The sequence below is a fragment of the Kitasatospora sp. NPDC059973 genome (genome assembly GCF_042737525.1).
Taxonomy (GTDB): domain Bacteria; phylum Actinomycetota; class Actinomycetes; order Streptomycetales; family Streptomycetaceae; genus Kitasatospora.
Genome location: NZ_JBHWUI010000020.1, coordinates 40,551 through 67,462, shown reverse-complemented (window position 1 = coordinate 67,462; position 26,912 = coordinate 40,551). Strand labels below are relative to the sequence as shown.

General features: G+C 76.2%; 2 protein-coding genes. Both read right to left on the bottom strand.

Annotation, left to right across the window (positions count from 1 at the left end; genetic code table 11):
- Positions 1-10,893, bottom strand: coding sequence for a type I polyketide synthase (locus ACFWA9_RS08450; protein ID WP_380384586.1), 10,893 nt, complete (start codon positions 10,891-10,893; stop codon positions 1-3).
- Positions 10,890-26,882, bottom strand: a complete 15,993-nt coding sequence (locus ACFWA9_RS08445) for an SDR family NAD(P)-dependent oxidoreductase (protein ID WP_380384580.1) — start codon at positions 26,880-26,882, stop codon at positions 10,890-10,892. The genes ACFWA9_RS08450 and ACFWA9_RS08445 overlap by 4 nt, the downstream gene beginning before the upstream one ends.
- Positions 26,883-26,912: the final 30 nt, after the last annotated feature.

Below are 26,912 nucleotides of genomic sequence, written 5' to 3'. Positions count from 1 at the left end.
TCAGCTTTCGAGGCCCTCGTCGTCGTCGCCGCCGAGCGCCAGTTGGACGAGGTCGTCGACGTCCAGGTCGGCGAGCGTGCCCGGCCGGTCGTCCTCGTCAGCCGCGTCGGCCGCCGGTCCGCCGGTGTCCAGTGCGACCAGCCTGACCAGGGCTTCCATCAGCCCGGCCTCCCGGAATCGGGCCATCGGGAGGGAGACCAGGGCGTGCCGCAGCCGGTCCTCGTCCACTTCCGGGCCGCTCGCCGCGCCGTCCGGGAGCAGCTCGCCGTGCACGTGGCGGGCCAGTGCGAGCGGGGTCGGGTAGTCGAAGACCACGGTGGCGGACAGATTGACGCCGGTGGCCTCGCGGAGCCGGTTGCGCAGCTCGACCGAGGTGAGCGAGTCGAATCCGGCGTCCTTGAAGGACGTCCCGGCCACCACCCCGTCCGGTCCGGTGTGGCCCAGGACCAGCGCGACCTGGGCTCGCAGGAGGTCCACCAGCAGGGCCTCCTGGTCGGCCCGGGCGAGCCCGGTGAGCCGGCGCACCAGGCCGTCGCCGCCGTCGCCGGACGCGGCCCGGGCCACCTGGCGGCCGGCCCTCACCTGGCCGCGCAGCAGGGGCGGTACTCCCCCGCCGGTCGCGGCCTCGGCCCTGATCGCCCGCAGGTCCAGCTTGATCGGCACCAGCAGTGCCTCGTCCGCGCCGAGCGCGGCGTCGAACAGCGCGGTGCCCTCCGCCGGCCCGAGCGCGAGGATGCCGCCGCGGCGGTTCGTCCGGGTGCGCCCGGCCGCCTCGGCGCCGGTGGTCATCCCGGTGGCGCTCTGCTCCCACGGGCCCCAGGCGAGCGAGAGCGCCGGCAGGCCGGCCGACCGGCGCCGGGCCATCAGGCCGTCGAGGTAGGCGTTGGCCGCCGCGTAGTTGCCCTGGCCGGCGGAGCCGAACAGGCCGGAGGCGGAGGAGTAGACGACGAACGCCGCCAGGTCGGGGGCGAGTTCGCGGGTCAGCTCGTCCAGGTGGCCGACGGCGGTCACCTTCGGGGCGAAGACCCGGGCCAGCCGCTCGGGCGTCAGCGCGCCGATCACCCCGTCGTCCAGGACGCCCGCGGTGTGCACGACGGCCGTCAGCGGGCGCTCGTCGACCACGGAGGCGAGCAGTGCGGCCAGTGCGTCCCGGTCGGTCACGTCGCAGGCCGGCACCGCCACCGACTCGGCGCCGAGCGCGTGCAGCTCGGCCACCAACTCCCGGGCACCGTCGGCCTCCAGGCCCCGCCGGCTGGTCAGCACCAGATGCCGGATGCCGTGCTCGGTCACCAGGTGCCGGGCCAGCACCGCACCCAGCGACCCGGTACCACCGGTGACCAGCACCGTCCCCGCCCGGTCCAGCACCGGCTCGGTGCCCCGGGCGACGGCGCCGGCCCGGACCAGGCGCGGCGCGGAGAGCACCGGGCCGCGGACCGCGACCTGCGGCTCACCGGATGCCAGCACGGCGGCGAGGACCGCGTCGGCGTCGGTGCCGGCAGCGGTGTCGAGCAGGACGATCCGGTCGGGGTTCTCCACCTGGGCGGCCCGGACCAGGCCCCAGACGGCGCTGCCGGCCGGGTCGGTCACCGCGGCGTCGTCACCGGCGGGCACCGCGCCGCTGGTCGCCACGACCAGCCGGGAGGCCTCCGGGACCGGAGCGACCAGCCACGCCTGGAGCACGTCGAGCACCCGGGTGCCGAGCTCCAGCGCGTCCGCACCGGCCGCCGTCAGCACCACGGCGTCCGGCACCCCGCCCGCCGCGGCCAGCGCGGTCACCTCGTCGGCGGCGGCGACGGACACCCGGCTCGGCGCGGCCGCGAGGGGCGGCGGCGACGGCAGGGCCGTCCACTCCACCCGGAACAGCGAGTCGCCGCCCGGCGCACCCGCCGCCGCCTCCAGCTGCTCGGCGGAGACGGCGCGGAACACCAGGGAGTCCAGCGTCAGGACCGGACCGCCGGTCTCGTCGGCGGCCTGGAGCGACACCGCGTCCTGGCCCGACGGTGCCACCCGGACCCGCAGCGCCGAGGCGCCGACGGCGTGCAGGGTGAGCCCGTTCCAGGCGAACGGCAGGACCGTCCGGGGCTCGTCCGCCGCCTCGGGGGCATCGGCCGGGCGGACAAAGCCGTTGGCGTGCAGGGCGGCGTCGAGCAGCGCGGGGTGGATGCCGAAGCGGCCCGCCCCCTCGCGGTGGTCCTCCGGCAGGGCGATCTCGGCGAAGACCTCCTCGCCGCGCCGCCAGACCGCCCGCAGGCCCTGGAACGACGGGCCGTAGGTGTAGCCGAGCCGGATCAGGTCGGCGTAGAAGCCCTCGACGTCGACCTCGACCGGCTGGGCGCCGGGCGGCGGCCAGGCGGTGAGGTCGACCTCCGGTACGGCGCCGGTCCCGGCCGGCCGCAGGGTGCCGGTGGCGTGGCGGGTCCAGCCGTCCGTACCGGCCTCCACCGCGTCCTCCCGGGCGGAGTACACCTCCACCGTCCGGGTGCCCCGCTCGTCCGGGCCGCCGAGCGCTACCTGGACCCGGACGCCGCCGTGGTCCGGCACTACCAGCGGTGCCTCGATGACCAGTTCGTCCAGGGCGCCGCAGCCGGCCTCGTCGCCGGCCCGGACGGCCAGCTCGACGAGGCCGGTGCCGGGCAGCAGAACGACCCCGCCGACGGCGTGATCGGCGAGCCACGGGTGCGTGCGCAGCGAGAGCCGGGAGGTGAACACCAGGCCGTCGTTCTGCGGCAGGTGCATCACCGCGCCGAGCAGCGGGTGGTCGGTCCCGGTCAGTCCCAGGAAGGCGGCGTCGGCGGCCGGGGCGGGCTGCAGCCAGTACTGCCGGTGGTCGAAGGCGTAGGTCGGCAGCTCCAGGTGGCCCGGGTCGGCGGGCAGGAGGCCGGACCAGTCCACCGCGACGCCCCGAACGAGGAGTTCGGCCACCGCGGTCAGCACGGTGTGCGCCTCGGGTCGGCCGTCGCGCAGGGCCGCGACGCAGAGCGCGCCGTCGCCGGCGGACTCCGCCACCGCGCTGCTGAGCGCGGCGCCGGGGCCCAGTTCGACGAACAGTGCGGTGCCGTCCCCGGCTGCGGCGGCGATGCCGTCGGCGAACCGGACCGGGCGCCGCACGTGGTCCACCCAGTAGGCGGGGTCGGTCAGTTGACCGGGCTCGGCCGGACGGCCGGTGACGTTGGAGATCACCGGGAGCCGCGGTTCGCGCCAGACCACCTCGGCGAGGACGGCGGCGAACTCCGCCAGCATCGGCTCCATCAGCGCCGAGTGGAAGGCATGCGAGACGGTCAGCTGCTTGACCTTGCGGCCCTGTGCCTTCAGGCTCTCGGCGGCCTTCAGCACGGCCGCCTCCTCGCCGGAGAGGACCACCGACGACGGGCCGTTCACTGCCGCCAAGTCCAGATCTTCTATGAGGAGTTCGGTGACCTCGTCTTCGGTCGCGGCGACCGCTACCATCGCGCCGCCGGACGGCAGCGCCTGCATCAACCGGCCCCGCGCGGCGACCACCGCCGCCGCGTCGCCGAGCGAGAGCACCCCGGCCACGTGCGCGGCCGTGATCTCACCGATCGAGTGGCCCAGCACCGCGTCCGGCCGCACACCCCAGGACTCGATCAGCCGGAACAACGCCGTCTCCACGGCGAACAATCCAGCCTGGGTGTAGACGGTCTGGTCCAGCGATCCGGCCGTGCCGAACACCACGTCCTTGACCGGGTGCTCGGTCCACCCCGCCAGCCGCTCGTCCAGCGCCGCACAGGCCGCGTCGAAGGCCTCGGCGAACACCGGGTACCGCTCCGCCAGCTCACGGCCCATCCCGACCCGCTGCGACCCCTGACCCGGGAACACCAGCACCGTGCGCGCCGCCTCACCGGCGGTCCCGGTCACCAGCACCGGGCTGCGCTCGCCGCGCGCCAGGGCGCTCAGCCCCGCCAGCGCCTCCTCCCTGGAACCCGCCAGCACCACCGCGCGCTCCGACAGCAGCGCCCGCTGGGCCAGCAGCGCGGCGGCGATCTCCGCCGTCCCGGCCTCGGAGGTCTCGACGAAGGGCGCCAGCCGGTCGGCCTGCCCCGTCAGCGACCGCGCGCTCTTCGCCGACAGCACCAGCGGGACCACACCGGCCGGAGCGTTCTCGACCGCGACGGCCTGCGCCTCGGCCTCGACCGGGGCCTGCTCCAGGATCAGGTGCGCGTTCGTCCCGCTGACCCCGAAGCCGGAGACACCCACCCGGCGGGGGCGGCCGGTCTCCGGCCACTCCCGCGCCTCGGTCAGCAACTCGACGGCGCCCGCCGTCCAGTCCACCTGCGAGGACGGCGCGTCCACGTGCAGGGTGGGCGGCAGCACACCGTGCCGCAGCGCCTCCACCATCTTGATCACACCGGCCACCCCGGCGGCCATCTGGGTGTGGCCGATGTTGGACTTCAGCGAGCCCAGCCAGAGCGGCCGCCCCGGCTCCCGGTCCTGGCCGTAGGTGGCCAGCAGCGCCTGCGCCTCGATCGGGTCCCCCAGGACCGTGCCGGTGCCGTGGCCCTCGACCACGTCCACCTCGGTACCGGTCAGGCCCGCGTTGGCCAGCGCCTTGCGGATCACCCGCTGCTGGGAGACCCCGTTGGGCGCGGTCAGCCCGTTGGACGCGCCGTCCTGGTTGACCGCCGACCCGCGCACCAGCGCGAGCACCCGGTGCCCCTTGCGGCGGGCCTCCGACAGCCGCTCCAGCACCACCACGCCCGCGCCCTCGGCCCAGCCGGTGCCGTCCGCCGCGTCCGCGTAGGACTTGCACCGCCCGTCCGTCGCCAGGCCGCGCTGGCGGGAGAACTCCACGAAGGTGCCGGGGGTGGCCATCACGGTCGCGCCGCCGGCCAGCGCCATCGAGCACTCGCCCTGGCGCAGCGCCTGCGCGGCCAGGTGCATCGCGACCAGCGACGACGAGCAGGCCGTGTCCACCGTGACCGCCGGGCCCTCGAAGCCGAAGACGTAGGCCACCCGGCCGGAGGCCACGCTGCCCATGCCGCCGGTGCCGGTGAAGCCCTCCAGCTCCGCGGGCACCGCGCCGCCGGCGCCGTAGCCCTGGCCCATGACACCGGAGAACACCCCGGCGTCCGTGCCCTTCAGCGAGAGCGGGTCGATGCCCGCGCGCTCCAGCGCCTCCCACGAGGTCTCCAGCAGCAGCCGCTGCTGCGGGTCCATCGCCAGCGCCTCCCGCGGGCTGATGCCGAAGAACCCGGCGTCGAACCGCCCCGCCTCGTAGAGGAATCCGCCCTGGCTCACATAGGAGGTGCCGGCCTTTCCGGGGTCGGCGTCGAAGAGGTCCGCGACGTCCCAGCCGCGGTCCTCGGGGAAGCCGGACATCGCGTCCCGGCCCTCGCTGACCAGCCGCCAGAGGTCCTCGGGGCTCGCCACGCCGCCGGGCAGGCGGCAGGCCATGCCGACGATCGCGATCGGCTCGTCCGGGTCGGCGGGCGCGACCGCCGGCGCCGCCGCCGCGGTCCCGTCGGCGACGAGACCGAACTCGGCGTGCAGGTAGCGGGCGAACGCGAGCGGGGTCGGGTGGTCGAAGACCACCGTCGCGGCCAGCTTCAGACCGGTCGCCTCGCGCAGCCGGTTGCGCAGCTCGACGGAGGTCAGCGAGTCGAAGCCGGAGTCCCGGAAGGCCGTCCCGCTCCTGATCGCGTCGGGCCCCGCGTGCCCGAGCACGGTCGCCGCGTGACCGCGGACCAGCTCCAGCAGCAGCGCCTCCTGCTCGGCCGCCGCCAGCCCGGCCAGCCGACCGGCCAGCCCGCCGCCGCCGTCCCCCGAGGCCGCCCGCACCAGCTGCCGCCCGGTCCGCACCAGGCCGCGCAGCAGGGTCGGGACGTCCCGGCCGGCCGCGGCGCCCGCGCGCAGCGCCCGCAGGTCCAGCTTGGCCGGGATCAGCAGCGCCTCGCCGGTGCGCAGGGCCGCGTCGAAGAGGTCCATGCCCTCCTCGGCCGTCATCGCCAGCACACCGCCGCGCCGGTTCATCCGGCTGCGGGTGAGGTCGTCCATGCCGGCCGCCATACCGCCGGCGGTCTGGTTCCACAGGCCCCAGGCCAGCGAGGTCGCGGCCAGACCGGCCGCCCGGCGCTGGTGGGCGAGGGCGTCCAGGAAGGCGTTGGCGGCCGCGTAGCTGCCGGTGCCCGCGCCGAGGAACACCGAGGAGACCGAGGAGAAGACCACGAACGCGTCCAGGTCGGGGGCGAGTTCGCGGGTCAGCGCGTCCAGGTGCTGGGCCGCGGTGACCTTCGGGGCGAAGACCTGGGCGACCCGCTCGGGGTCCAGCGTGCCGATGACACCGGCGTCGGCGATGCCCGCGGTGTGCACGACGGCGGTCAGCCGGCGCCCGGCGCGCCGCACGTCGGCCAGCAGGTCCGCCACGGCCGCCCGGTCGGTCACGTCGCAGGACTCCACCGCGACCGTCGTCGCGCCGAGCCCCTTCAGTTCGGCGACCAGCCCGGCCGCGCCCTCGGCCGCCGGGCCGCGCCGGCTGACCAGCGCCAGGTGCCGGATGCCGTGGTCGGCGACCAGGTGCCGGGCGAGGATCCCGCCCAGCGAGCCGGTGCCACCGGTGATCAGGACGATGCCCTCGGGGTCGAGGCCGGTCCCCGTCCCGCCGTCGGCCCCGGCGACCGGTACGGCGCGGACGAGCCGCGGGACGGACAGCGCCGTGCCGCGCAGGGCCAGTTCGGGCTCCCCGGTGGCCAGCGCCGTACCCAGCACCGGGGCGAGGTCGAGGTCGAGGTCCGCGGCGGGGTCGAGGTCGAGCAGGACGATCCGGTCCGGGTTCTCGGTCTGGGCGGCGCGGATCAGGCCCCACACCGCGCCACCGGCCGGGTCGGTGACCGCGCCGTCCGCGCCGGCGCCGACCGCGCCCCGGGTGGCGACGACCAGCCGGGCCTCCTCCAGGCCGGGCGCGGCCAGCCAGGCCTGGACGGCCGCCAGCACCCGGTTGGTCAGGACGAGCGCGGCGTCGACGCCGTCGGCGCCGTCCGCCACGGCGTCCAGGACCGCCACGGCGGGGAGCGCCGCCTCCGGGCCCGCGCCGCCGGCCAGCGCGGTGATCCCGGCCGCGTCGGACACCGCGACCCAGACCGGCCGGTCGGCCGCCGCCCCCGTGGACGGTGGCAGGTCGCTCCACTCGACGCGGAACAGCGAGTCGGCGCCCGCCGTGCCCGGGCCTGCCGTCAACTGCTCGGCGGTCAGCGGCCGCAGCTCCACCGAGTCCGCCGTCAGGACCACGCCGCCGGCCGGGTCGACCGCCTCCACCGTCAGGGCGTCGCCGCCCTGCGGCGCGATCCGCACCCGCAGCACGGAGGCGCCGACGGCGTGCAGGGCGAGCCCCTGCCAGGCCAGTGGCTGCCAGACCCGGGCGCCGGTAGCGGCGCCGTCGGCCACCGCGGTGTCCCGCAGGGCCGGGTGCAGGGCGGCGTCGAGCAGGGCCGGGTGCAGGCCGAACCGCCCGGCCTCCTCCCGGCTCTCCTCGTCCACCGCGACCTCGGCGAAGGTCTCCGCGCCGCGCTGCCAGAGCCCGCGCAGGCCCCGGAAGGCCGGGCCGTGCTGGTAGCCGTGCCCGCCGAGGTCGGCGTAGAGGGCGTCGACGTCGACCGGCCGGGCCCCGGCGGGCGGCCAGACGGTGAAGTCGGCCTGCGGGGCGGCGGTCTTGGTCGTCGCGGTGAGGGTGCCGGTGGCGTGGCGGGTCCAGGTGTCGCCGCCGGTGTCGCCCGCGGCGTCCTCCCGGGTGGAGTAGACGGCGACGCTGCGGGCACCGCTCTCGTCGGGGCCGCCGACGGTCACCTGGACCCGGACGCCGCCCTGTTCGGGCAGCAGCAGCGGGGCCTTGACCACCAGGTCGTCGAGGGTGCCGCAGCCCAGCTCGTCACCGGCCCGCACGGCCAGCTCCACCAGGGCGCCGGCCGGGAGCAGCACGGCACCCCCGACGACGTGGTCGGCCAGCCAGGGGTGGGTGCGCAGCGACAGCCGCGAGGTGCCGAGCAGGCCGCCGGTCTCCGGCACCTCCGTCACGGCGCCCATCAGGGGGTGGTCGGCGGCCGACTGGCCGAGCGAGGCCGCGTCGGCGGCCGGGCCGAGCTGCAGCCAGTAGTGCCGGTGGTCGAAGGCATAGGTCGGCAGCTCGACGCGGGCGGTGCCGGTCGGCAGCACGCCCGTCCAGTCCACGGCCACGCCGCGGACGAAGAGTTCGGCCATCGAGGTCAGCAGGCGGCGCGGGCCGCCCTCGTCCCGCCGCAGCGTCCCGGTGACCAGGGCCTCGGCCCCGGCCTCGTCCACGATCTCGTTCACCGGCTGGACCAGCACCGGATGCGCGCTCGACTCCACGAACACCGTGTGGCCCTGGTCCAACAGGGCGGCGACGGCGGGGCCGAAGCGGACCTGACCGCGCAGGTTGCGGTACCAGTACCCGCCGTCCAGCACGCCCGCCTCGGTGACCCAAGCGCCGGTGACGGTGGAGAAGAACGGGACCAGCGGGGCCTGGCTGCGGATGTCCGCGAAGGCCTCCGCCAGGGTCTCCTCGATCGCCTCGACATGACGGGTGTGGGAGGCGTAGTCCACCGCCACCCGGCGCACCCGCACACCGTCCGCCGCCAGGACCTCCAGCGCCTCGTCCAAAGCCTCGGCGTCACCCGCGATGACCACCGAGGCCGGGCCGTTGACGGCCGCGACCTCCACCCGTTCCGCCCAACGCTCCAGGCGAGGCAGTGCCTCGCTCTCGGAGAGCGACACCGACGCCATGCCTCCACGCCCGGCGAGGCTGCCCGCGATCACCTGGCTGCGCACCGCCACGATCCGCGCCGCGTCCTCCAACGACAGCGCACCGGCCACGCAGGCCGCCGCGATCTCACCCTGGGAGTGCCCGACCACCGCGTCCGGCACCACACCCACCGACGCCCAGACCGCCGCCAGACCGACCATCACCGCGAAGCTCGCCGGCTGGAGTACGTCCACCCGGTCCAGCAGCTCGGCCGGGGCCTCGCCGCGCAGCACCTCCGCCAGCGACCAGTCGACGAACGGGTCCAGCGCCCGGGCGCACTCCGCGACGCGCGCGGCGAACACCGGCGAGGCGTCCAGCAGTTCACGCCCCATCCCGACCCACTGCGAACCCTGCCCCGGGAAGACCAGGACGAGCTTGCCCGCCCCGGCCGCGCTGCCCGTCACCAGCCCGGGAGCGGACTCGCCCCGGGCCAGCGCGCCCAGCCCGGCCAGCGCCTCCTCCGTCGAAGCGGCCACCAGCACCGCCCGCTCGGCGAGCGCCGTCCGCCCGGTGGCCAACGCGGCGGCGACGTCCGCCGGTTCCGGCCCCTCGGCGGTCCCGAGGAAGGCCGCCAGCCGCTCGGCCTGCCCGGCCAGCGAGCCGGCCGAGGACGCCGAGACGACCAGCGGCAGCACACCACCCGGCGCGGACCGCACCGCGTCCGGCTCGGCGGGTGCCTCGGCGGGCGGTTCCTCCAGGACGACGTGCGCGTTGGTACCGCTGACGCCGAAGGAGGAGACCCCGGCCCGGCGCGGCCGCCCGGTCTCCGGCCAGTCCCGCGCCTCGGTGAGCAGCTCCACCGCGCCGGCCGACCAGTCCACCTCGGTACTGGGCGCGTCGACGTGCAGGGTCGCGGGCAGCACGCCGTGCCGCATGGCCTGCACCATCTTGATCACGCCCGCCACCCCGGCGGCGGCCTGGGTGTGGCCGATGTTGGACTTCAGCGAGCCCAGCCAGAGCGGCCGCCCGGGCTCGCGCTCCTGGCCGTAGGTGGCCAGCAGCGCCTGCGCCTCGATCGGGTCGCCCAGCACCGTGCCGGTGCCGTGCCCCTCCACCACGTCCACGTCGGCCGGGGTGAGCCCGGCCGCCGCCAGCGCCTTGCGGATCACCCGCTGCTGCGAGGGGCCGTTGGGCGCGGTCAGCCCGTTCGACGCGCCGTCCTGGTTCACCGCCGACCCGCGCAGCACGGCCAGCACGTGGTGCCCGTTGGCCCGCGCCTCGGAGAGCCGCTCCAGCAGCACCATGCCGGCGCCCTCGGCCCAGCCCGTGCCGTCGGCCGCGTCCGCGTAGGACTTGCACCGGCCGTCGGCCGCCAGCGCCCGCTGCCGCGAGAACTCCATGAACATGCCCGGCCCGGCCATCACGGTGGCACCGCCGGCCAGCGCCAGCGAGCACTCGCCGCGCCGCAGCGCCTGCGCGGCCAGGTGCATCGCCACCAGGGACGACGAGCACGCCGTGTCCACGGTGACCGCCGGACCCTCGAAGCCGAACACGTAGGAGATCCGGCCCGACGCCACGCTGCCGGTGGTCCCCGTCCCGGTGAAGCCCTCCAGCTCCGGGGGGACGGGGCCGCCGGTCGCGTAGCCCTCGTTGATCACTCCGACGAAGACGCCGACGTCCGAGCCCTTCAGCCCCGCCGCGTCGACGCCGGCCCGCTCCAGCGCCTCCCACGAGGTCTCCAGCAGCAGACGCTGCTGCGGGTCCATCGCCACCGCCTCGCGCGGCGAGATCCCGAAGAAGCCCGCGTCGAACAGCCCCGCCTCGTGCAGGAAGCCGCCCCGGCTCACGTAGGAGGTGCCGCTCTTCTCCGGGTCCTCGTCGAACAGCCCGTCCAGGTCCCAGCCGCGGTCGGTCGGGAAGCCCGACACGCCGTCCCCGCGCTCGGTGACCAGCCGCCACAGGTCGTCGGGGCCCGCCACCCCGCCCGGCAGCCGGCACGCCATGCCCACGATCGCGATCGGCTCCGCCTTCTCGGCCTCCAGCTCCAGCACGCGTTGCTGGGAGCGGCGCGCTTCGGCGAGGACGCGCTTGAGGTAGTCGCGAAGCTTGCTTTCATCCGCCATCGAAGTTCGGCTCCTAGAAGGCTGTGGCGTCGGGTGGTCTGCGGGGGTGCCGGTGGCGGTCAGCTGCCGAACTCCGTGTCGATGAGGTCGAAGAGCTCGTCGTCGGAGGCGGTGTCGTAGTCGATCTGTTCCTCGGCCGCCCCGCCGCCGTTCGCCGTCGACCAGGTGGCCAGCAGGCCCTGGAGCCGGGTGGCGACCTGGGCGCGGGCCGTGTCACCGGCCGGTGTCTCGGCCAGCATCGCCTCCAGCCTGCTCAGTTCGACCAGCAGCGGGTGCGAGGTGGCGGTGGCCTCGCCGGACGGGTCCAGCCGGTCGTGCAGGTAGTGCGCGAGGGCCAGCGGCGTCGGGTAGTCGAAGACCACCGTGGCCGGCAGGCTCAGGCCCGTCGCCTCCCGGAGCCGGTTGCGCAGTTCGACGGAGGTGAGCGAGTCGAAGCCGGCGTCCTTGAACGCCGTCTCCGGCCTGACCTGCTCCGACCCGGCGTGGCCGAGCACGGTCGCCACCCGGGCGCGGACCAGGTCCAGCAGCAGGGCCTGCTGCTCGGCGGGCGCCAGCCCGGCCAGCCGGCGGGCCAGCCCGCCGCCGCCGTCACCGGCGGCCGCCCGGACGGCCTGCCGGCCGGTGCGGACCAGACCGCGCAGCAGCGGCGGGACACCGCCCCCGAGCGCGGCGTCGGCGCGCAGCGCCCGCAGGTCGAGCTCGACCGGCACCAGCAGGGCCTCGCCGGTGCGCAGCGCCGCGTCGAACAGCGCCGTGCCCGCCTCGGCCGTCAGGGGCCGGACACCGCCGCGGCGGCCGCTCCGGTCCTGACCGGGCCCGTCGGCGGAGCCGTCGGCCTGCGCCCACACCCCCCAGGCGAGGGACGTGCCGGGCAGGCCTGCCGCGCGGCGCCGGTGCGCCACCGCGTCCAGATAGGCGTTGGCCGCGGCGTAGCCGCCGGTGCCCGCGCCCAGGAAGACCGAGGAGGCGGAGGACATCAGGACGAACGCGTCCAGCTCGGGGGCGAGTTCGCGGCTCAGCTCGTCCAGGTGGCGGACGGCGGTCACCTTCGGCGCGAAGACCCGCGCCATCCGGTCCGGGTCGACCTCGCCGATCACCCCGGCGTCGAAGACCCGGGCGGCGTGCACGATGCCGGTCAGCGGGTGCCCGGCCGGCACGCCGGCCAGGAGCGCCGCGACCGCCTCCCGGTCGGTGACGTCGCAGGCCACCACCGACACCGTGGCCCCGGCGGCCTCCAGCTCGGCGGCGAGCTCCGCCGCGCCGTCGGCGTCCGGGCCGCGCCGGCCCGCGAGGACCAGGTGGCGGACGCCGTGCCGCGCGACCAGGTGACGGGCGGTCAGGGCGCCGAGCGAGCCGGTGCCGCCGGTGATCAGGACCGTGCCGTCCGGGCGGAAGGCCGGTTCGCCGCCGGGCACCTCGCCGGCGGTCCGGGCCAGGCGCGGTACGTGCAGCGCCGTCCCGCGCACCGCGACCTGCGGCTCGCCGAGCGGCAGCGCCGCGGCGAGCGCGGTGTCCAGGTCGTCCGGCGCGGCCGGGTCGAGGTCGAGCAGGACGATCCGGTCCGGGCTCTCGGCCTGGGCCGCCCGGACCAGGCCCCAGACGGCGGCGCCGGCCGGGTCGGTGAGCGCGGCGTCGCCGCCGGCGGGCACCGCGCCCCGGGTCCGCACCACCAGCCGGGAGTCCTCCAGGGCTTCGTCGGCCAGCCAGGACTGCACCACGGCCAGCACCCGGGTGGTCAGCGGGAGGACGGCGTCCGCCCCCTCGCCGTCGGTGACGGCCGTCAGGACCACGACCGGGGGAACGTCCCCACCGGCCGTCAGGGCCGCGAGGTCCGCCTCGGTCGCGACGGCCGCGCGCCGCGGCGCCGTGCCGGTGCCCTGCAGCGGCGCCGGGGGCAGCGCCGTCCAGTGGACCCGGTACAGGCCGTCGCCGTCGGCCGTGCCCGCCGCGGCCGCCAACTGCTCGGCGGAGAGCGGCCGCAGCGTCACCGCGGCTGCCGTCAGGACCGGGCCGCCGGCCTCGTCGACCGCCACCAGTGCCAGCGTGCCGGGCCCGGCCGTGGTGATCCGCACCCGCAGCGCGGAGGCGCCGACGGCGTGCAGGGCCAGTCCGTGCCACTCCAGCGGCTGCCACGTCCGGTCCCGGTCCGCCGCGGCCGCCTCCCGCAGGGCGGGGTGCAGGGCGGCGTCCAGCAGCGCGGGGTGCAGGCCGAACCGGGCGGCGGTGTCCCGCTGCCCGTCGGGCAGGGCGAGCTCGGCGAACACCTCGTCGCCGCGCCGCCACACCGCCCGGAGGGCCCGGAACAGCGGTCCGTACTCGTGGCCGTGAGCGATGAGTTCGGTGTAGAGGCCGTCGACGTCGACCGGCTCCGCACCGGCCGGGGGCCACGCCCCGGTGTCGAACGGCTCGGCCCCCGCCGTGGGCGCCACCGCGAGGGTGCCGGTGACGTGGCGGGTCCAGGTGTCCGTCGCGTCCTCGTGGGCGGAGTACACCTCGACCGTGCGGGCGCCCTGCTCGTCCGGTCCGCCGACGGCGACCTGGACCCGGACCCCGCCGTGCTCGGGCAGGAGGAGCGGTACCTCGACGACCAGGTCGTCGAGGGTGCCGCAGCCGACCTCGTCGCCGGCCCGGACGGCCAGCTCCACCAGGGCGGCACCGGGGACGAGGACCACTCCCCCGACGGTGTGGTCGGCGAGCCAGCCGTGCGTGCGCAGCGACAGCCGGGAGGTGAACACCAGGCCATCCGACTGCGGCAGTTGGACGACGGCGCCGAGCAGCGGGTGGTCGGCCCGGCCCTGGCCGAGCGAGGCCGCGTCGGTGGCGGCAGCGCTCCGGAGCCAGTAGTGCTCGTGGTCGAAGGCGTAGGTGGGCAGCTCCAGATGGGTGACCGGAAGGCCGGCGGGCAGGGTCTTCGCCCAGTCCACCTCGACGCCCCGGACGAAGAGTTCGGCCACCGAGGCCAGCACGGTGTGCGCCTCGGGGCGGCCGTCGCGCAGGGCGGCCACCGTGACCGCGCGCTCACCGGCGGACTCGGCGACCACGCCGCTCAGCGCGGCGCCGGGGCCCAGCTCGACGAAGACCGCGTTCCCTAGACCGGCCGCCGTGGCGATGCCGTCGGCGAACCGGACCGGGCGGCGGACATGGTCCACCCAGTAGGCGGGATCGGCCAGTTGACCGGGCTCGGCCGGACGGCCGGTGACGTTGGAGATCACCGCGAGCTTGGGCTCGCCCCACGAGACCTCGGCGAGCACGGTGGCGAACTCCGCCAGCATCGGCTCCATCAGCGCCGAGTGGAAGGCGTGCGAGACGGTCAGCTGCTTGACCTTGCGGCCCTGCTCCCGCAGTTGCTCCGCGGCCTTCAGCACGGCCGCCTCCTCACCGGAGAGGACCACCGACGAAGGACCGTTCACCGCCGCCAGGTCCACGCCGTCACCGAGGAGTTCGGCCACCTCGTCCTCGGTGGCTGCCACCGCCACCATCGCACCGCCCGAGGGCAGCGCCTGCATCAGCCGACCGCGTGCGGCGACCACCGCCGCCGCGTCCCCGAGCGAGAGCACCCCGGCCACATGGGCGGCCGTGATCTCCCCGATCGAGTGGCCCATGACGGCGTCCGGCCGGACGCCCCAGGACTCGATCAGCCGGAACAACGCCGTCTCCACGGCGAACAACCCGGCCTGGGTGTAGACGGTCTGGTCCAGCGATCCCGCTGTACCGAACACCACGTCCTTGACCGGGTGCTCGGCCCAGCCCGCCAGCCGCGCGTCCAGCGCCGCGCAGGCCGCGTCGAAGGCCTCGGCGAACACCGGGTACCGCTTCGCCAGTTCACGGCCCATCCCGACCCGCTGCGAACCCTGACCCGGGAAGACCAGGACCGTCCGGGCCTGGCCACCCCCGGTCACGACACCGGCGGCGGACTCCCCGCGCGCCAGGGCGCTCAGCCCCGCCAGCGCCTCCTCCGGCGAGCCCGCCAGCACCACCGCGCGCTCCGACAGCAGCGCCCGCTGCGCCAGCAGCGCGGCGGCGATCTCCGCCGTCCCCGCCCGGGACGTCTCGACGAAGGGCGCCAGCCGGTCGGCCTGCCCGGCCAGCGCGCCCGTGCTCTTCGCCGACAGCACCAGCGGGACCACACCCGTCGGCTCGACGGCGGGCCGCTCCACCGCGTTCTCCTCCGGCACCTGCTCCAGGATCAGGTGCGCGTTGGTCCCGCTCAGCCCGAACGAGGAGACGCCCACCCGCCGGGGGCGGCCGGTCTCCGGCCACTCCCGCGCCTCGGTCAGCAGCTCCACCGCGCCCGCCGTCCAGTCCACCTGCGAGGACGGCGCGTCCACGTGCAGGGTGGGCGGCAGCACGCCGTGCCGCAGCGCCTGGACCATCTTGATCACACCGGCCACGCCGGAAGCCGCCTGGGTGTGGCCGATGTTGGACTTCAGCGAGCCCAGCCAGAGCGGCCGCTCCGGGTCGCGGCCGCGCCCGTAGGTGGCCAGCAGCGCCTGGGCCTCGATCGGGTCACCCAGCACCGTGCCCGTGCCGTGGCCCTCCACCGCGTCGATGTCGGCGGTGGACAGGCCCGCGTTGGCCAGCGCCTTGCGGATCACCCGCTGCTGCGAGGGACCGTTCGGCGCGGTCAGACCGTTCGACGCGCCGTCCTGGTTCACCGCGCTGCCGCGGACCACCGCGAGCACCCGGTGCCCCTTGCGCCGCGCCTCCGAGAGACGCTCCAGCACCACCACACCCGCGCCCTCGGCCCAGCCGGTGCCGTCCGCCGCGTCCGCGTAGGACTTGCACCGGCCGTCCGAGGCCAGACCGCGCTGGCGGGAGAACTGCACGAACGCGCCGGGGCCGGTCATCACGGCCGCGCCGCTGGCGAGGGCCAGCGAGCACTCACCGGTCCGCAGCGCCTGCGCGGCCAGGTGCATCGCCACCAGGGACGACGAGCAGGCCGTGTCCACGGTGACCGCCGGGCCCTCGAACCCGAACACGTAGGACACCCGGCCCGAGGCCACACTGCTGCCGGCGCCGGTCGTGACGAAGCCCTCCAGCTCGGCGGGTACGTCGCTGCCCGAGCCGTAGCCCGCGCCCATCAGGCCGGAGAAGACGCCGACATCGGTGCCCTTGAGCGTGGCCGGGTCGATGCCGGCCCGCTCCAGCGCCTCCCACGAGGTCTCCAGCAGCAGGCGCTGCTGCGGGTCCATCGCGAGTGCCTCGCGCGGCGAGATCCCGAAGAAGCCCCCGTCGAACAGCGCCGCCTCGTGCAGGAAGCCGCCCTGGTCCACGTAGGAGGTCCCGGCCTTGTCCGGGTCCGCGTCGAAGAGGCCGTCCAGGTCCCAGCCGCGGTCGGACGGGAAGCCGGACATCGCGTCCCGGCCCTCGCTGACCAGCCGCCAGAGGTCATCGGGGCTAGCCACACCGCCGGGCAGGCGGCAGGCCATGCCGACGATCGCGATCGGCTCCGACGGGTCGGCGAGCACGACCGCCGGCGCCGCCGCGCCGGTCTCGGCGGCCACGTGGCCGAACTCCTCATGCAGGTGCCGGGCGAGGGCGAGCGGGGTCGGGTGGTCGAAGACCACCGTCGCGGGCAGCTTCAGACCGGTCGCCTCGCGCAGCCGGTTGCGCAGCTCGACGGAGGTCAGGGAGTCGAAGCCGGAGTCGCGGAACGCCGTGTCGGTCTTCACGCCCTCCGGTGCCGCGTGCCCGAGCACGGTCGCCGCGTGGCCGCGGACCAGTTCCAGCAGCAGTGCCTCCTGCTCGGCCACCGTCAGCCCGGTCAGCCGGCCGGCCAGGCCGGCCGTTCCGTCGGCCGCCGCCGACCGCGCGGTCTGCCGGCTCGCCCGGATCAGCCCCCGCAGCAGCGGCGGCACCTCGCGGCCCGCCGCCGCGTCGGCGCGCATGGACCGCAGGTCGAGCTTGATCGGGACGAGCAGCGCGTCGCCGGTGCGCAGCGCCGCGTCGAAGAGGTCCAGGCCTTCGTCCGAGGCCAGCGAACGGCTCCGGCTCCGGCCGGTCCGGGCCTCCTCGGCGGTGTCGAGGTGGGCGGTCATCGCGGTGGCCTGCTCCCAGAGGCCCCAGGCCAGGGACATCGCGGGCAGGCCGTCGGCGCGGCGCCGGTGGGCGACCGCGTCCAGATAGGCGTTGGCCGCCGCGTAGTTGCCCTGTCCGGCCGAGCCGAAGACCCCGGCGGCCGACGAGAACAGCACGAACGAGCGCAGCTCCGGCGCCAGTTCACGGGTCAGCTCGTCCAGGTGCCGCACCGCGGTCACCTTCGGGGCGAACACGTGGGCCAGCCGCTCGGGCGTCAGCGCCCCGAACACCCCGTCGTCCAGCACACCCGCGGTGTGCACCACACCCGTCAGCGGATGCTCGACCGGCACCGCGGACAGCAGTGCGGCCGCCGACTCCCGGTCGGCCACGTCACACGCGGTGACGGTCACCGTCGCGCCCAGCGCGGTCAGCTCGGCCGCCAACTCCGGTGCGCCCTCGGCCCGCAGGCCGCTCCGGCTGGCCAGCAGCAGATGCCGGACCCCGTGCCCGGTGACCAGGCGCCGGGCCAGCAGGCCGCCGAGGGTGCCGGTGCCGCCGGTGATCAGGACGGTGCCCTCGGGGTCGAACGCCGCGGCCTCGTCGGCCGGGGCCGTGGCCCGGGCGATCCGGGGCACGTACATCGCCGTCCCGCGGACGGCGACCTGCGGCTCGTTGGTGCCCAGCACGGCGGCGAGCACCGGCTCGACGTCCGTCCCGGGGGCGGCGTCGGTGTCGAGCAGCACGATCCGGTCCGGGTTCTCCGCCTGCGCGACCCGGATCAGACCCCAGACCGCCGCACCTGCCGGGTCCGTCACCGCGGCGTCGCCACCGGCGGGCACCGCACCCCGGGTGACCACGACCAGCCGCGCCGCGTCCAGCCCCCGGGTGCTCAGCCAGGCCTGGACGACGTCCAGCACCCGGGCGGTCAGGCCGAGCACCGCGTGCTCGTCCGGGCCGTCCCCGACCGCGTCCAGGACGACCACGGGGGGCACGCCCGAGCCGTTGGTCAGCATGGCCACGTGGTCCGGCGAGGCCACCGGCACCCAGGCCGGCGGGAGTTCCAGGCCGGGAGCGGTACCGGTGGGCAGCTCCGTCCACTCCACCCGGAACAGCGCGTCGCGGCCTTCGTCGCCGCCCGCGCTGCCCAGCTGGTCGGCCGAGACGGCGCGCGAGACCAGCGAACGGAGCGTCAGGACGGCTCCGCCGGTCTCGTCGGCGGCCTCCAGCGCGAGCGTCTGCGCGTCGGACCGCACCAGGCGCACCCGCAGCGCCGAGGCACCGGCCGCGTGCAGCCGCAGCCCGTTCCAGCCGAACGGCAGGTGCACCTCGGACTCGCCGCCCGCCCGGTTCGCGCCCGTCGGGTCCCCCAGCGCCACGTCCAGCATGACGGGGTGGAGGGCGGCGTCGAGCAGCGCGGGGTGGATGCCGAACCGGCCGGCGGCGTCCCGCTGGTCCTCGGGCAGGGCGACCTCGGCGAACAGCTCCTCGCCGCGCCGCCAGACCGCCCGCACGCCCTGGAACACCGGCCCGTAGCCGTAACCGGCTTGGGCCAGCAGCTCGTAGCCGCCGGTGACACCCAGCTGCTCCGCGTCGGCGGGCGGCCAGGCGGTGAAGTCGAACACGGGACCGCCGGCGTCCGAGGTCGCCGTCAGGGTCCCGGTGGCGTGCCGGGTCCAGGCGTCCGCGCCGGTGTCCCCGGCCGCGTCCTCGCGGACCGAGTAGATGCCGACACTGCGGGCGCCCGCCCCGTCGGGGCCGCCGACGGTGACCTGGACCCGCACGTTGCCGTGCTCGGGCAGGACCAGTGGGGCCTCGATCACCAGCTCGTCCAGCGTGCCGCAGCCGACCTCGTCACCGGCCCGTACCGCCAGCTCGACCAGACCGGTGCCGGGCACCAGGACGGCGCCGCCGACGGCGTGGTCGGCCAGCCAGGGGTGGGTGTGCAGGGAGAGCCGGGAGGTGCAGAGCACGCCGCCCGTCTCGGGTACCTGGACCACCGCGCCGATCAGCGGGTGGTCGGCGGTGGCCTGGCCGAGCGAGGCCGCGTCGGTGGCCGGGGAGGTCCGCAGCCAGTAGTGCTGCTGGTCGAAGGCGTAGGTGGGCAGGTCCACCTGGGCGGTCTCGGCGCCGGCCGGCAGCACACCGGTCCAGTCGACGGCCACGCCGCGGACGTGGAGTTCGGCCATCGAGGCGAAGAGCCGGCGCGGGCCGCCCTCGTCCCGCCGCAGCGTCCCGGTGACCAGGGCCTCGGCCCCGGCCTCGTCCACGATCTCGCTCACCGGCTGGACCAGCACCGGGTGCGCGCTCGACTCCACGAACACCGTGTGGCCCTGGTCCAGCAGCGTCGCGATCGCCGGGCCGAAGCGGACCTGGCCGCGCAGGTTGCGGTACCAGTACCCGCCGTCCAGTACGCCCGCCTCGGTGATCCACTCACCGGTGACGGTGGAGAGGAACGGCACCAGCGGGGCCTGGCTGCGGATGTCCGCGAAGGCCTCGCCGAGGGTCTCCTCGATCGCCTCGACATGGCGGGTGTGGGAGGCGTAGTCCACCGCCACCCTGCGCACCCGCACACCGTCGGCCGCGAGGACCTCCAACGCCTCGTCCAAGGCCTCGGCGTCACCGGCGACCACCACCGAGGCCGGGCCGTTGACGGCCGCGACCTCGACGCGGTCCGCCCAGCGCACCAGGCGAGTCAGCGCCTCGCTCTCGGAGAGCGCCACCGACGCCATCCCCCCGCGCCCGGCGAGGCTGCCCGCGATCACCTGGCTGCGCACCGCCACGATCCGCGCCGCGTCCTCCAGGGACAGCGCACCGGCCACGCAGGCCGCCGCGATCTCGCCCTGGGAGTGCCCGACCACGGCGTCCGGCACCACACCCACCGACGCCCAGACCGCCGCCAGACCGACCATCACCGCGAAGCTCGCCGGCTGGAGCACGTCGACGCGCTCCAGCAGCTCGGCCGGCGCGTCCCCGCGCAGCACCTCCGCCAGCGACCAGTCGACGAACGGCTCCAGCGCCGCCGCGCACGCGGCCACCCGCTCGGCGAACACCGGGGAGGCGTCCAGCAGGTCACGCCCCATCCCGACCCACTGCGAGCCCTGCCCCGGGAACACCAGCACCGTCCGGCCCGCACCGGACACACTGCCCGTCACCAACCCCGGCGCGGACTCCCCGCGCGCCAACGCGGCGAGCCCCGTCAGCACCTCGGACCGCGAGCCCGCCACCAGCACCGCGCGCTCACCGAGCGCCGCCCGCCGGGTCGCCAGGACACCGGCCACCGCGGCCGGTGAGACCGGCGCGGACGCCTCGACGAAGGCCGCCAGCCGCTCGGCCTGCCCGGCCAGCGAGGCCGTCGAGGCCGCCGACACCACCAGCGGCACCACGGCGTCGGGGGCGGGCCCGGCCTCGGCCGGCTCCTCCTCGGGCGCCTGCTCCAGGATCAGGTGCGCGTTGGTCCCGCTCAGCCCGAACGAGGAGACGCCCACCCGCCGGGGGCGCCCGGTCTCCGGCCACTCCCGCGCCTCGGTCAGCAGCTCCACCGCGCCGACCGACCAGTCCACCTGCGGCGTCGGGGCCTCGACGTGCAGGGTGGGCGGCAGCACACCGTGCCGCAGCGCCTCCACCATCTTGATCACACCGGCCACCCCGGCCGCGGCCTGGGTGTGGCCGACGTTGGACTTGACCGAGCCGAGCCAGAGGGGTGCCTCCCCGTCCCCGCGCCCCTGCCCGTACGTGGCCAGCAGCGCCTGCGCCTCGATCGGGTCACCCAGCGAGGTCCCCGTCCCGTGCGCCTCCACCGCGTCGACGTCCGAGGCGGCCAGGCCCGCGTTGGCCAGCGCCTTGCGGATCACCCGCTGCTGCGAGGGGCCGTTGGGCGCGGTCAGACCGTTCGACGCGCCGTCCTGGTTGATCGCGCTGCCGCGCAGCACCGCCAGGATCCGGTGTCCGTTGCGCCGGGCCTCGGAGAGCCGCTCCAGCACCACGACGCCCGCGCCCTCGCCCCAGCCGGTGCCGTCGGCGGTCGAGGAGAACGCCTTGCACCGCCCGTCGGGGGCGAGTGCCTTCTGTCGCGAGAACTCCACGAAGGTGTGCGGCGTCGCCATGATCGTCGCGCCGCCGGCCAGCGCCAGCGAGCACTCGCCGGACCGCAGAGCCTGCGCGGCCAGGTGCATCGCCACCAGCGAGGAGGAGCACGCCGTGTCGACCGTCACCGCCGGGCCCTCGAAGCCGAACACGTAGGAGACCCGGCCCGAGGCCACGCTCATCGCGGAGCCGGTGGCGGTGAAGCCGCTCAGCTCCGGCGGGATGACACCGCCGATCCCGTAGCCCTGGGTCATCACGCCGGAGAACACCCCGACGTCCCGGCCCTTCAGCGCGGCCGGGTCGACCCCGGCCCGCTCCAGCGCCTCCCAGGACATCTCCAGCAGCAGCCGCTGCTGCGGGTCCATCGCCAGCGCCTCGCGCGGCGAGATCCCGAAGAAGCCCGCGTCGAAGAGCCCCGCGTCGTGCAGGAAGCCGCCCTGGTCGACGTAGGAGGTGCCGATGTTCTCCTGGTCGTCGTCGAAGAGGCCGCCCACGTCCCAGCCGCGGTCCTCGGGGAAGCCGGACACCGCGTCCCGGCCCTCGGAGACCAGCCGCCAGAGGTCCTCCGGGGTGACCACGCCGCCGGGCAGCCGGCAGGCCATGCCGACGATGGCGATCGGCTCGTCGAGGTCGGCCGCGACCACCGTCGGGACGGCGGCAGCGGCGGCGGTGTCGCCGAGCTCCTCGCGCAGGAAGCGGGCGAGCGCGACCGGCGTGGGGTAGTCGTAGACGACGGTCGTGGGCAGGTTGAGCCCGGTCGACTCGCGGAGCCGGTTGCGCAGTTGGACGGAGGTGAGCGAGTCGAAGCCGGCGTCCTTGAACGCCTTCTCCGCCTTGACGTTCGCCGCGCCGGCGTGTCCGAGCACGGTCGCGACATGGGTGCGGACCAGGTCCAGCAGCAGCGTCTCCTGCTCCGCCACGGCCAGCCCGGCGAGCCGGTCGGCCAGCCCGGAGGCGGTCCGGACGGCTCGTCGGCCGACCGGCACCAGGCTGCGCAGCAGCGGCAGGACGCCGCGGCCGGACGCGGCCTCGGCCCGGACGGCGCGCAGGTCGAGCTTGATCGGCACGGTCACGGCCCGGCCGCCGCGCAGGCCCGCGTCGAAGAGGTCCAGGCCCTCGGCCGGGGCGATCGCCAGGAACCCGCCCCGGTTCACCCGGGTCTGGTCGGCCTCGGTGAGGTGGGCGGCCATGCCACCGGCCTGCTCCCAGAGGCCCCAGGCGAGCGACGCGGCGGGCAGGCCGTCGGCGCGGCGCCGGTGGGCGACCGCGTCCAGATAGGCGTTGGCCGCCGCGTAGTTGCCCTGACCGGCCGAGCCGAAGACCCCGGCCGCCGACGAGAACAGCACGAACGAGCGCAGCTCCGGCGCCAGTTCACGGGTCAGCTCGTCCAGGTGCCGCACCGCGGTCACCTTCGGGGCGAACACGAGGGCCAGCCGCTCGGGCGTCAGTGCCCCGAACACCCCGTCGTCCAGCACACCCGCGGTGTGCACCACCCCGGTCAGCGGGTGCTCGGACGGGACGCCGGAGAGCAGTGCGGCCACCGACTCCCGGTCGGCCACGTCGCAGGCGGTGACGGTCACCGTCGCACCGAGACCCTCCAGCTCCGCCGCCAACTCCGGTGCGCCCTCGGCGCCGAGACCCCGGCGGCTGACCAGCAGCAGGTGCCGGACGCCGTGCCCGGTGACCAGGTGCCGGGCCAGCAGCGCGCCCAGCGAGCCGGTGCCGCCGGTGACCAGGACGGTCCCGTCCGGGCGGAACGCGGCGGGACCGTCGGTCGCGGCGCCGTCGGTGGCGCGGACCAGGCGCGGCGCGGACAGGGCCGCCCCCCGGACGGCGATCTGCGGCTCACCGGTGGCCAGCACGGCGGCCAGGACGGTACCGAGGTCGGTGTCGGCCTCGGTGTCGGTCTCGGTGCCGGTGTCGGTCTCGGTGTCGGTCTCGGTGTCCAGCAGCACGATCCGGTCCGGGTTCTCCGCCTGCGCGACCCGGATCAGACCCCAGACCGCGGCACCCGCCGGGTCCGTCACCACGGCGTCGCCACCGGCGGGCACCGCACCCCGGGTGCGCACCACCAGTCGGGAGCCTTCGAGGCCGGACGCGGCCAGCCAGGACTGCGCGACCGCCAGCACCCGGCCGGTCAGACCGAGAACCGCGTGCTCGTCCGTACCGTCCCCGACCGCGTCCAGGACCACCACCGACGGCGCGGGCGCGCCGTCCGCCGCGGCGGCGAGCGCGGCCACCTCGGCCGCACCGGACAGCACCGTCCACCGCACGGCGGCCGGAGCGGCGGCCGGGGGCAGTTCGGTCCACTCCACCCGGAACAGCGCGTCGCCACCGGTCGCGCCCGCCGAGGCGGCCAACTGCTCGACGGCGACCGGGCGGAGCGTCACGGAGTCGGCCGCCAGCACGGCGGCGCCGGTCTCGTCGGCGGCCTCGAAGGCCAGCGTGCCGGCGCCGAGCCGGGCCAGGCGCACCCGCAGGGCCGCCGCGCCCGTGGCGTGCAGCACCAGCCCGCTCCAGCGCAGCGGCTGCCACAGCCGGTCGGCGTCGGCCGCCACGGTGTCCCGCAGGCCCGGGTGCAGGGCCGCGTCGAGCAGCGCGGGGTGGATGCCGAAGCGGTCGGCCTCGTCGTGCTGGTCCTCCGGCAGGGCGACCTCGGCGAACAGCTCCTCGCCGCGCCGCCAGAGCGCCCGCAGGCCCTGGAACGCGGGGCCGTAGGCGTAGCCCTGGGCTACCAGGTCGGGGTAGAGGTCACCGAGGTCGACCGGCTGCGCGCCGGCCGGGGGCCAGGCGGTGAAGTCGAACTCCGGGCCGTCGGCGTCCGTCGTCGCCGTCAGGGTGCCGGTGGCGTGCCGGGTCCACGCGTCGGTGGCGTCCTCGCGGGCGGAGTACACCTCCACCGTGCGGGCGCCGTGCGCGTCGGGGCCGCCGACGGCGACCTGGACGCGGACCCCGCCGTGCTCGGGCAGGAGGATCGGCGCCTCGACGACCAGGTCGTCGAGGGTGCCGCAGCCGACCTCGTCGCCGGCCCGGACGGCCAGCTCCACCAGCGCCGTGGCGGGGACCAGCACGATCCCGCCGACGGCGTGGTCGGCGAGCCAGTCATGGGTGCGCAGGGAGAGCCGGGAGGTGAACACCAGGCCGTCGGACTGCGGCAGTTGGACGACCGCGCCGAGTAGCGGGTGACCGGCGCCGGTCAGGCCCAGGGCCGCCGCGTCGGTCACCGAGGCCAGCATCCGGAGCCAGTAGTGCTCGTGGTCGAAGGCGTAGGTGGGCAGCTCCACCCGGGCGGCGCCGGCTCCGGCGGGGAGGGTCTTCACCCAGTCCACCTCGACGCCCCGGACGAAGAGTTCGGCCACCGCGGCCAGCAGGGCGGGCGCCTCCGGGCGGCCGTCGCGCAGCGCGGCCACCGACACGGCTCGGCCGTCGACCGTCTCGTCCACCACACCGCTCAGTGCCGCGCCGGGGCCGAGTTCGACGAACACCGCGCCACCGGGTGCGGCCGCCGTGGCGACGCCGTCGGCGAACCGGACCGGGCGGCGGACATGGTCCACCCAGTAGGCGGGATCGGCCAGTCGGCCCGGCTCGGCGACGCGGCCGGTGACGTTGGAGACGAGGGGGAACCGGGGCTCGTCCCAGGTGACGCCGGTGAGCACGGTGGCGAACTCCGCCAGCATCGGCTCCATCAGCGCCGAGTGGAAGGCGTGCGAGACGGTCAGCTGCTTGACCTTGCGGCCCTGTGCCTTCAGGCTCTCGGCGGCTTTCAGTACGGCCGCCTCCTCACCGGAGAGCACCACCGACGAAGGACCGTTCACCGCCGCCAGGTCCACGCCCGCACCGAGGAGTTCGGCCACCTCGTCCTCGGTCGCGGCGACCGCCACCATCGCACCGCCCGAGGGCAGCGCCTGCATCAGCCGGCCCCTCGCGGCGACCACCGCCGCCGCGTCCGCCAGCGAGAGCACCCCGGCCACATGGGCGGCCGTGATCTCACCGATCGAGTGGCCCATGACCGCGTCCGGCCGGATGCCCCAGGACTCGATCAGCCGGAACAACGCCGTCTCCACGGCGAACAACCCGGCCTGGGTGTAGACGGTCTGGTCGAGGGATCCCGCCGTGCCGAGCACCACGTCCTTGACCGGGTGCTCGGCCCAGCCCGCCAACCGCTCGTCCAACGCGGCACACGCCGCGTCGAAGGCCTCGGCGAACACCGGGTACCGCTCGGCCAGCTCACGGCCCATCCCGACCCGCTGCGACCCCTGACCCGGGAACACCAGCACCGTCCGGGCCTGGCCGCCCCCGGTCACGACACCGGCGGCGGACTCCCCGCGCGCCAGGGCGGCCAGCCCCGCCAGCGCCTCCTCCGAGGAGCCCGCCAGCACCACCGCGCGCTCGGACAGCAGCGCCCGCTGCGACACCAGCGCGGCGGCGACGTCCGGGAGTTCCTGCTCCGACGCACCGACGAAGGCGGTCAGCCGCTCGGCCTGACCGGCCAGCGACCCGGTGCTCTTCGCCGAGAGCACCAGCGGCACGGCCCCGGCCCCCGGTGCGGCCTCACCCGCGAGGGGCTCCACCTCGTCCTCGGGCGCCTGCTCCAGGATCAGGTGCGCGTTCGTCCCGCTGACCCCGAAGGAGGAGACCCCGGCCCGGCGCAGCCGGTCCACCTCCGGCCAGGGCCGGCTGCGGTCGAGCAGCTCGACCGCGCCGACCGACCAGTCCACCTGGGAGGACGGCGCGTCGACGTGCAGGGTGGCGGGCAGCACGCCGTGCCGCAGCGCCTGCACCATCTTGATCACGCCCGAGACACCGGCGGCCGCCTGGGCGTGGCCGATGTTGGACTTCAGCGAGCCCAGCCAGAGCGGACGCCCGGGCTCGCGCTCCTGGCCGTAGGTGGCCAGCAGCGCCTGCGCCTCGATCGGGTCGCCCAGCACCGTGCCGGTGCCGTGCCCCTCGACCACGTCCACGTCGGCCGGGGTGAGCCCGGCCGCCGCCAGCGCCTTGCGGATCACCCGCTGCTGGGAGAGGCCGTTGGGCGCGGTCAGCCCGTTGGACGCGCCGTCCTGGTTCACCGCGCTGCCGCGCAGCACCGCGAGCACCCGGTGCCCCTTGCGGCGGGCCTCGGAGAGCCGCTCCAGCACGACCACGCCCGCGCCCTCGGCCCAGCCCGTGCCGTCCGCCGCGTCCGCGTAGGACTTGCACCGGCCGTCCGAGGCCAGACCGCGCTGGCGGGAGAACTCCACGAAGGTGTGCGGTGTCGCCATCACGGTCGCGCCGCCGGCGAGTGCCATCGAGCACTCGCCGCGGCGCAGCGCCTGCGCGGCCAGGTGGATCGCCACCAGGGACGAGGAGCAGGCGGTGTCCACGGTGACCGCCGGGCCCTCGAACCCGAACACGTAGGAGATCCGGCCCGAGGCCACGCTGCCCGCCGCGCCCGTCCCGGCGAAGCCCTCCAGCTCCGGCGGCACGTTGCCGCCGAAGAAGTAGTCGACGCCCATGATCCCGTTGAACACCCCGACGTCCGCGCCCTTGAGCGAGGTCGGGTCGACGCCGGCGCGCTCCAGCGCCTCCCAGGAGGTCTCCAGCAGCAGGCGCTGCTGCGGGTCCATGGCGAGCGCCTCGCGCGGCGAGATCCCGAAGAACTCGGCGTCGAACTTCCCCGCGTCGCGCAGGAACCCGCCCTGCGCGACGTAGGAGGTGCCGGCCTTGTCCGGGTCGTCGTCGAACAGCGCGTCCAGGTCCCAGCCGCGGTCGTCCGGGAACGCCGACACGCCGTCCCGGCCCTCACTGACCAGCTGCCACAGGCTCTCGGGGCCGGTCACGCCGCCGGGCAGGCGGCAGGCCATGCCCACGATCGCGACCGGCTCGTCCGCGTTCCGCTGGACCTGCTTGCGCAGGTCGTGCAGTTCGGCCGTGACACGCTTGAGGTACTTGAGGATCTTCTCGTCCGTGGCCATCGTCAATTCCTCACCGGGGTTTGGGCAGAC

Excerpts from the sequence above, each read along its gene's own strand:
- ACFWA9_RS08445 (WP_380384580.1), bottom strand. The coding sequence starts at position 26,882 with ATGGCCACGGACGAGAAGATCCTCAAGTACCTCAAGCGTGTCACGGCC.